The sequence below is a fragment of the Muriicola sp. genome (genome assembly GCF_049669965.1).
Taxonomy (GTDB): Bacteria; Bacteroidota; Bacteroidia; order Flavobacteriales; family Flavobacteriaceae; genus Muriicola.
The window spans coordinates 1-7328 of record NZ_JBATLB010000245.1 but is presented as its reverse complement, the minus strand read 5'-3'; the positions used below and the strand labels follow the sequence as shown (position 1 = coordinate 7328).

At 40.4% G+C, this 7328-nt stretch carries 9 protein-coding genes and 1 pseudogene; 9 read left to right on the top strand and 1 reads right to left on the bottom strand.

The window, feature by feature from the left end; translation table 11 throughout:
* Positions 1–142: 142 nt before the first annotated feature.
* The 9 genes from WBM49_RS12525 to WBM49_RS12485 are packed head-to-tail and all read left to right on the top strand — an operon-like array spanning position 143 to position 7054.
* The gene (locus WBM49_RS12525; protein WP_424372391.1) at positions 143–565 is read left to right on the top strand and encodes a hypothetical protein; all 423 of its coding nucleotides are present in this window, start codon (positions 143–145) and stop codon (positions 563–565) included.
* A gap of 6 nt (positions 566–571) precedes the next feature.
* Complete coding sequence (gene ruvC, locus WBM49_RS12520) at positions 572–1123, top strand: crossover junction endodeoxyribonuclease RuvC (RefSeq protein ID WP_424372390.1); 552 nt, start codon at positions 572–574, stop codon at positions 1121–1123.
* A 3-nt stretch (positions 1124–1126) separates the two neighbouring features.
* Entirely contained in the window at positions 1127–1876 is a 750-nt protein-coding gene (locus tag WBM49_RS12515; protein WP_424372389.1) for a DUF3667 domain-containing protein, read from the top strand.
* The gene (gene hemW / locus WBM49_RS12510; protein WP_424372388.1) at positions 1876–3015 is read left to right on the top strand and encodes a radical SAM family heme chaperone HemW; all 1140 of its coding nucleotides are present in this window, start codon (positions 1876–1878) and stop codon (positions 3013–3015) included. Before WBM49_RS12515 ends, hemW begins: the two co-directional genes overlap by 1 nt.
* A 24-nt stretch (positions 3016–3039) precedes the next feature.
* Entirely contained in the window at positions 3040–3786 is a 747-nt protein-coding gene (locus WBM49_RS12505; protein WP_424372387.1) for a cyclase family protein, read from the top strand.
* A 58-nt stretch (positions 3787–3844) separates the two neighbouring features.
* A complete protein-coding gene (locus WBM49_RS12500; RefSeq protein WP_424372386.1) occupies positions 3845–4468 on the top strand; it encodes a DUF4230 domain-containing protein in 624 nt (207 codons plus the stop codon).
* Positions 4469–4493: 25 nt separating this feature from the next.
* A complete protein-coding gene (locus tag WBM49_RS12495) occupies positions 4494–4898 on the top strand; it encodes a Dabb family protein (RefSeq protein WP_424372385.1) in 405 nt (134 codons plus the stop codon).
* Between the two features lie 13 nt (positions 4899–4911).
* Positions 4912–5268, top strand: coding sequence for an MmcQ/YjbR family DNA-binding protein (locus WBM49_RS12490; RefSeq protein WP_424372384.1), 357 nt, complete (start codon positions 4912–4914; stop codon positions 5266–5268).
* A 16-nt stretch (positions 5269–5284) separates the two neighbouring features.
* On the top strand, positions 5285–7054 hold the full coding sequence (locus WBM49_RS12485; RefSeq protein ID WP_424372383.1) for a MutS-related protein: 1770 nt from the start codon (positions 5285–5287) through the stop codon (positions 7052–7054).
* A 1-nt stretch (position 7055) separates the two neighbouring features.
* Here the strand turns inward: WBM49_RS12485 and WBM49_RS12480 are convergent.
* Positions 7056–7328 (bottom strand): annotated as a pseudogene (locus tag WBM49_RS12480) (DUF4407 domain-containing protein); the annotation flags it as partial.

The window sequence follows — 7328 nt, the reverse complement described above, 5'->3', positions numbered from 1 at the left end:
CTTCTTATTATAAATTGATTTATACCGGGATATGGAATTCGAATTGACTAAAAAAAAGCGTAATTTTCGACATTGAATTCCGATTTTTATGAGGTTTCTTGGTGTACTGTGTTGTTTTTTTCTCTTACAATCTTGTGACTGGATGGCTTCTACCGAATCTAAAACCCAAAAAATAGTTGAAGATGAACTGAGAGGTATAGATTGGAATGAGGTAGATCAATACCCGCTTTTTGAAGGATGTGATGAAACGGCAGCCAAACAAGAGCAGCGACAGTGTTTTGAAAATACGTTGTTACAGAATTTGGGTATGACGCTGCAGGATTTCCACTTTATCATTGAAGATGATATAGAAACTACCATTTATGTGGATTTTCTTGTAGATAACAAGGGTGAAATTTCGGTGGTTAAGATCGATAAAAATACGATGCTGGAAGATCAGTTGCCAGAATTTAGAGGAATCATTATCAGGGGCATTAGGAGTATGCCAAATCCCGCTCCGGCTTTAAAACGGGGGGTGCCTGTAAAAACCAGATTTAGATTGCCCCTCCAAATAACAACAAAATAGCTAGTGGTGAGTAAGGAAAAAATTATCATGGGAATAGATCCAGGGACCACCATCATGGGGTTTGGGATCATAAAAGTGACCGGTTCTACCATGTCTTTTGTTCAAATGAACGAACTACTGCTCAAGAAATACAACGACCCATTTACCAAGTTAAAAATCATCTATGACCGCACTATTTCGCTCATAGACACCTATCATCCGGATGAGATTGCTATTGAAGCTCCTTTTTTTGGAAAGAATGTGCAATCCATGCTAAAGCTGGGAAGGGCTCAAGGGGTAGCCATGGCTGCCGGTTTAAGCAGACAGATACCAATCACCGAGTATTTCCCCAAAAAGATCAAAATGGCCATCACCGGGAACGGGAACGCCAGCAAGGAGCAAGTGGCCAAGATGCTGCAAAGTATCTTACAATTAGAAAGCCTGCCTAAAAATCTGGATAGTACGGACGGATTGGCTGCAGCCGTATGCCATTTCTACAACAATGGCCGGATGGAGACCAGCAAGGGATATTCCGGATGGGCCTCCTTTGTAAAACAGAATGAAGACCGTATAAAATAAAAGATGAGCGAGGAGGGATCCAATATCTGCAAAAATTGCGGTACAAGATCAGAGCATTTTTATTGCCCCAGCTGCGGGCAACGGCTGTCTGTACATAAGGTAACATTTAGTGAAACCTTCGGAGATCTGGCAGAGGCCTTCTTTTCTGTAAATGCCCCATTGCTATATACTGTAAAGGAATTAGTAATTAGCCCAGGGGTACTTCTGCGCAATTATTTGAACGGGCAAAGAAGAAGATATTACAAACCGGTATCCTTCTTCCTTCTTACTACTTTTCTTTATTTAATTATTCGCTCTATCATCGGATTCGATCCATTCAGAAATAGTATGATAGTGGTTGAGGAAGGCTCTTTAGAGGGTACTTCGCTAACGGATGCACGGAATTATATGCTTCTGAATATCAACAACTTTTTATTCATATTTGTATTCACTCTGGCCATTTTTACAAAGCTATTATTTCATAAACGGTATTCCCTGGCAGAGTTTATAGCCATTTCTTTTTATGTCCTGGGCATGTACACACTTTTGGTAACCTGTAATATGTTCCTTGTACAATATCTTGGGGATTTTATGCAACCAGCAGGTATTTTAATCATGTTTATTTATTTTATTTATGCGATGTGCTCCTTATTTCAAAAATCGTATTTCGTAGTAATTTTAAAGTCGGCCATTCTTTTTATGTTGGCATTCGTTTCTTATTTCATGCTCTCGTATGGATTGTCTTACCTAATCGTATCCTATAAACAAGGTTAATGGCAGGCATATACATTCACATCCCATTTTGTAAACAGGCGTGCCATTATTGTGACTTCCATTTCTCTACTCAGCTAAAGAAAAAAGATGAGATGTTATGGGCACTTCAGGAAGAATTGAGGCTACGCGCAAATGAATTCCGGGATACCACAGTGTCTACTATCTATTTTGGAGGAGGTACCCCGTCTGTATTATCGGCCAGCGAAATAGAGCAATTGATCCAGACGGTATACAGTCATTATAAGGTTGAAGAATCTCCTGAGATCACCTTGGAGGCCAATCCGGATGATCTCTCTCCACAAAAATCGACTGAATTGGCCGCATCGCCGGTGAATCGCCTAAGCATTGGGGTACAAAGTTTTTTTGAAGAAGATCTGAAACTAATGAACCGCGCCCATTCCAAAAAGCAGGCCAAGGATTCACTCAAACAGGCTTCCCAACTGTTCTCAAACATTTCCATAGATCTTATCTACGGCATCCCGTATCTGGATGATGCCAAATGGGAAACAAACATTAAAACCGCACTCTCTTATGGCATATCTCATATCTCTAGTTACGCACTTACCGTAGAGCCCAGGACCGCTTTAAAAACGTTTATTGAGAAAGGTATTATCCCCGATGTTGATGATGCCCAGGCAGAATCGCAATTTCAGCATCTGGTAAGCAGACTGGAACAAGAGGGCTTTCTGCATTACGAACTTTCTAATTTTGGAAAACCAGGTTTTTTTTCAAAGAATAACAGTGCCTACTGGCAGGGAAAATCGTATTTAGGGATTGGTCCTTCTGCCCATTCCTTTAGTGGCACCCAAAGATCCTGGAATATTGCCAATAATACCAAATATATACAAGCAATTAAAACAGGAGAGCTGCCGCAAGAAGTGGAGACTCTATCTCAAAGAGACCGCTATAATGAATACGTAATGACAGGCCTCCGCACTATGTGGGGTGTTTCCTTAACCCGAGTATCAGAAGAATTCGGAACGCATTTTAAAGACTACCTGCTGCAACAAGCAGAACGGCATATTGCAGCCCGATTTTTATTTCTGGATGGAGATACCTTGCTCGTAACCAAACAAGGGAAGTTTTTAAGTGATGGTCTTGCGGCCGATTTATTTATGTTACCTTTAAAAAAGAAATAAGACCTGCAGTTTTCAACCAATACCATGATCGCTTCTATTACGCTAAAGGGCCAAACACACCAGATAGACTTGTCCAAACCTATCGATATTTCTATTCCTTTAAGGGCTGCTAAAAGCAATGTCAATGCCTGGTATCTAGGCCCTCCGCGGATTGAGCCCCATACAGACGGAAATTTTGTGGGCAGTGTAGCACAGGGTAGTAGTACAAACTTCAATGATATTTATTTTAATCCTCATGCCCATGGCACCCATACTGAGTGTTTGGGACATATAACCCGGGAAGCACAATCGGTAAATGCTGTTTTGGACCGATATTTTTTTACGGCCACTCTTATTACCATAGCTCCGGAAAGAGTGGGGAAAGATTTTGTAATCTCTAAAAAACAACTTCAGAAGGCCCTTGATGGAGGTTCACCAGAGGCCCTTGTGATCAGGACCATTCCCAATACAAAAGAAAAGCTCTCCATGCAATACTCTCATACCAACCCACCCTACTTCACAGAAGATGGGATTTTGTTTTTGGTGGAAATTGGGGTGCTTCATTTACTGGTAGATCTTCCTTCGGTAGATAAAGAAAAGGACAAGGGGGCCTTGCTGGCACATAGGGCTTTTTGGGGGATAGACAGAACGCTGAGGCTAAAGGCTACCATCACCGAATTTATATATGTTCCGCATCAGTTCAGTGATGGTGATTATTTTCTGAATCTGCAGATGGCCCCTTTCGAGAATGATGCCAGTCCCAGCAGGCCGGTGCTTTTTGAATTACTTTGATAGCCGTGTATTTTCTTTGCATTCCTTACCTTTAAGCATTAAACGCAGATTGCTTCATATGGATGGTTTATTGGAAGTTTTATTAGGTCTCATACTTGGTGCTATTGCCATGTACTGGATCTTCTCATTTTTTAGAAAAAAGAGGAATAAAGAAACAACAGAGGTTCAATCTACGGTCCTGCTCGAAAGGATTAAAAATGTTTGCAAACTGATCTCTGTGGAAGGCGACTTTGCAGAGATCTATAAATATGAGAATACAAGGGAACGCTTTCTGAGCCTGGTGAGCAGTAAAAAAAAGGCGCTTATAGTGATCAATGCGAAAGTGCATATTGGCTATGACCTTCAAAAAATACGCTTAGAAGCCAACAATGCCAAAAAGAAGATAGTGTTAAGTAGTTTTCCGCAACCTCAGATCCTCTCTATAGAACCACAGCTAGAGTTTTACGATATTAAAAACGGACTTTTTAATGCGTTTACCCCCAATGATCTAACCTCATTGAATCAGGAGGCTATTAAGCATATCAGGGATAAAATACCTCAGAGCGGATTGATGGAAACGGCTAGAAAGGAAGCCTTGGAAGCTATAATGTTGATGGAAAAATTGGTTGAAACCATTGGCTGGAAACTAGAATATTCTGCCCTGGAATTGTCTTCTGCAGAGCAGGAAAAACTAAATCCTTAACAAGAACCTCAGAATTACCTTTCTTATGAAAAAGATACTTTGTTCCACTTTTATAGTACTGTTATTGGTTGGCTGTGCGAAAGAGCAGAAAGAGGTCAACAATTTTGATCCGTCTTTTGTGCATGTGGTATATTTTTGGTTAAAGGATCCCGGCAATATGGAAGACCGAAAAGCCCTGGAAGCCTCGCTGGAAAAGTTTATGCGCACCTCCAAGTATGCCAAAACAAAGTTTATTGGTATCCCGCCCAAGGCTACCAGAGTAGTGGTCGATGATTCCTTTGCCTATAACCTTGTCCTGACCTTTGCTTCGGCTGAAGAACAGGAGATGTACCAAAAAGAGGAAGCCCACCTTCTTTTTATTAAGGAATCTGAGGATCTTTGGGAGCGGGTAGTGGTTTATGATGCCAATGGCCTGGAGGCAAAGCAATAGTTAATTTATACCGATGAATGTTGAAGAATTTCGGAACTACTGTCTCTCTAAAAAGGGAGTAACTGAAGAATTTCCTTTTGATAAGGTTACTTTGGTCTTTAAAGTGATGGGTAAGATGTTTGCGCTGGTGCCTTTGGAAAGGATTCCATCACAAGTTAACTTAAAATGCGATCCGGAAAGGGCCATCGAACTGCGGGACCAATATGACGGTATTGTAATGCCAGCCTATCATATGAGTAAAATTCATTGGAATACACTTTATTTTGAACAATTGCCTTCAGAAATGCTAGAAGAATTAACGGAACACTCCTATGATCTTGTTGTGTCTAAGTTTACAAAAAAGATGAAGGCAGTTTGGGAAGCTTTATAGGAAGTTGAAAATATTTATGAAAGAGAAAGTAGAATTTTACCAACTCCAAATTTTGAAATGGGAGGGAGTTTTGGCAGGACTTAAAAAGCAATTACTTCAATCTAGTTTCCTTAGGTTTCTTGTTTTTTTAAGTACGGTGGGAGGGATCTATTTATTTTATAAAACAACGGCCATCGCTCTAAGCTTTTTTATTATTGGCGCTATTGTATTTACCTATTTGGTTTCACGCCACACTAACCTTCAATACAAGCGAGATAAAGCGCTGATGCTGATAAAAATTAACCATACGGAACTGGATGTTCTTGCCAGGAATTTTCATGATCTACCTTGTGGAGATCAATTCATGGATGTCAACCATGCCTTTAGTCATGATATTGACTTGTTTGGGAAAGGTTCCTTCTTTCAATACAGTAATAGAACCTCCATACCTGAGGGAACTTCGGCCTTAGCGTCTCTTTTATTAGCCAATGACATATCCAATATCAGACAAAAGCAGGAAGCAATTCTGGAGCTGAGAGACTTGCCGCAATGGCGGCAAGAATTCGCAGCTGATGCGATGTTGGTAAAAACTGAAGTTAGTTCGCAAAAGTTGGTAAGCTGGTTACAGAAATACCGGGCTTTTGTGCCTTTCTTTCTTAAATGGCTCCCAATGGTATTCTCTATTTGTTCGGGAATCTTGTTGGCACTCTACTTGTTTGATTTGTTCTCTGGATGGGGGCTGGTGGTCTGGTTTTTTATGGGGTTGGGTATTACAGGCAGATACCTAAAACAGATTAACAAACTGGCGTCGGATACTACTAAAGTTCAGCAAACCTTCGAACAATTTCAAAAGTTACTCATTCAATTAGAGGAACATAATTTTGATACTGCCTTACTGCAGGAGTACAAAGCGAATATTCTTGGAACAGACAAAAAAGTTTCGGTTGTCTTAAAAGATTTTGCCAGAATTCTCAATGCGCTGGATCAGCGAAATAACATGCTTTTTGGGGTTGTTGGAAATGGGCTGTTACTATGGGATCTCCGCCAATGTTATCTGTTGGAACAGTGGATAGGACAGCATGGGCAGCACGTAGAAAAATGGTTCAATACAATAGCTATGTTTGACGCCTATAACAGCATGGGAAATTTTGCTTTTAATCATCCAGAGTATGTGTTTCCGGAACTTTCTGCAGCAACTACTATGATCAGGGCAATGGCGGTTAGCCACCCCATGTTGGATCCTGAAAACGCCGTGCACAATAATTTTGAAATCAATGCGGAAGAATTCTTTATCATCAGTGGGGCTAATATGGCTGGGAAAAGTACTTTTTTACGTACGGTATCCTTACTGTTGGTTATGGCGAATGCTGGGATGCCGGTTTGTGCCAGGGAGATGTCGTATGCGCCAATTAAACTTATCACCAGCATGCGCAGTTCAGATTCTTTGGCCAATGCTGAATCTTATTTCTTCTCAGAGCTTAAACGCTTAAAGTATATTGTTGATCAAATGGAAATTGATCGGTATTTTATTGTTTTAGATGAGATCTTAAAGGGTACAAATAGCACTGATAAAGCCACAGGGTCTAAAAAATTTATCGAGAAACTGGTAGCTTCCAGGTCCACAGGAATAATTGCCACACACGACTTAAGTCTATGTGAACTGGCAAATAAAATCCCCAAAGTCTTCAATTACTTTTTTGATGCAGAGATAAAAAATGAAAGCTTACATTTTGATTATACCCTTAAAACAGGGATATGTCAGAATATGAACGCCTCTTTTTTACTCACCAAAATGGGGATCGTTTAATTCAAAGACTTTTTATCTGAAGCTCATGAAAGGCATCGGCTTGCAGGCGCAACAGCTCTTCAGCTTTTTGTTTTTTGTAGGCGTACACCCGCTCTTCTTCCTGTATCTCACTGTATATCTTTTTATTCAAGACCGCATCTGTTGTCATAATATGCTGCCGTTGGGTAACTTTTTGTGTTACCCAGGCTTCCACAGTACTCTCTTCTTCTTCCAGTTTAAAATCATAAGGGCCTTTGGGAGCCAATAATTTTACCACAATGGGAGATGTTTCAAT

Coding starts and splice junctions, on each gene's coding strand:
- WBM49_RS12500 (WP_424372386.1), top strand. CDS start 3,845: ATGGATGGTTTATTGGAAGTTTTATTAGGTCTCATACTTGGTGCTATT.
- WBM49_RS12515 (WP_424372389.1), top strand. CDS start 1,127: ATGAGCGAGGAGGGATCCAATATCTGCAAAAATTGCGGTACAAGATCA.
- WBM49_RS12490 (WP_424372384.1), top strand. CDS start 4,912: ATGAATGTTGAAGAATTTCGGAACTACTGTCTCTCTAAAAAGGGAGTA.
- WBM49_RS12505 (WP_424372387.1), top strand. CDS start 3,040: ATGATCGCTTCTATTACGCTAAAGGGCCAAACACACCAGATAGACTTG.
- WBM49_RS12525 (WP_424372391.1), top strand. CDS start 143: ATGGCTTCTACCGAATCTAAAACCCAAAAAATAGTTGAAGATGAACTG.
- WBM49_RS12495 (WP_424372385.1), top strand. CDS start 4,494: ATGAAAAAGATACTTTGTTCCACTTTTATAGTACTGTTATTGGTTGGC.
- WBM49_RS12485 (WP_424372383.1), top strand. CDS start 5,285: ATGAAAGAGAAAGTAGAATTTTACCAACTCCAAATTTTGAAATGGGAG.
- hemW (WP_424372388.1), top strand. CDS start 1,876: ATGGCAGGCATATACATTCACATCCCATTTTGTAAACAGGCGTGCCAT.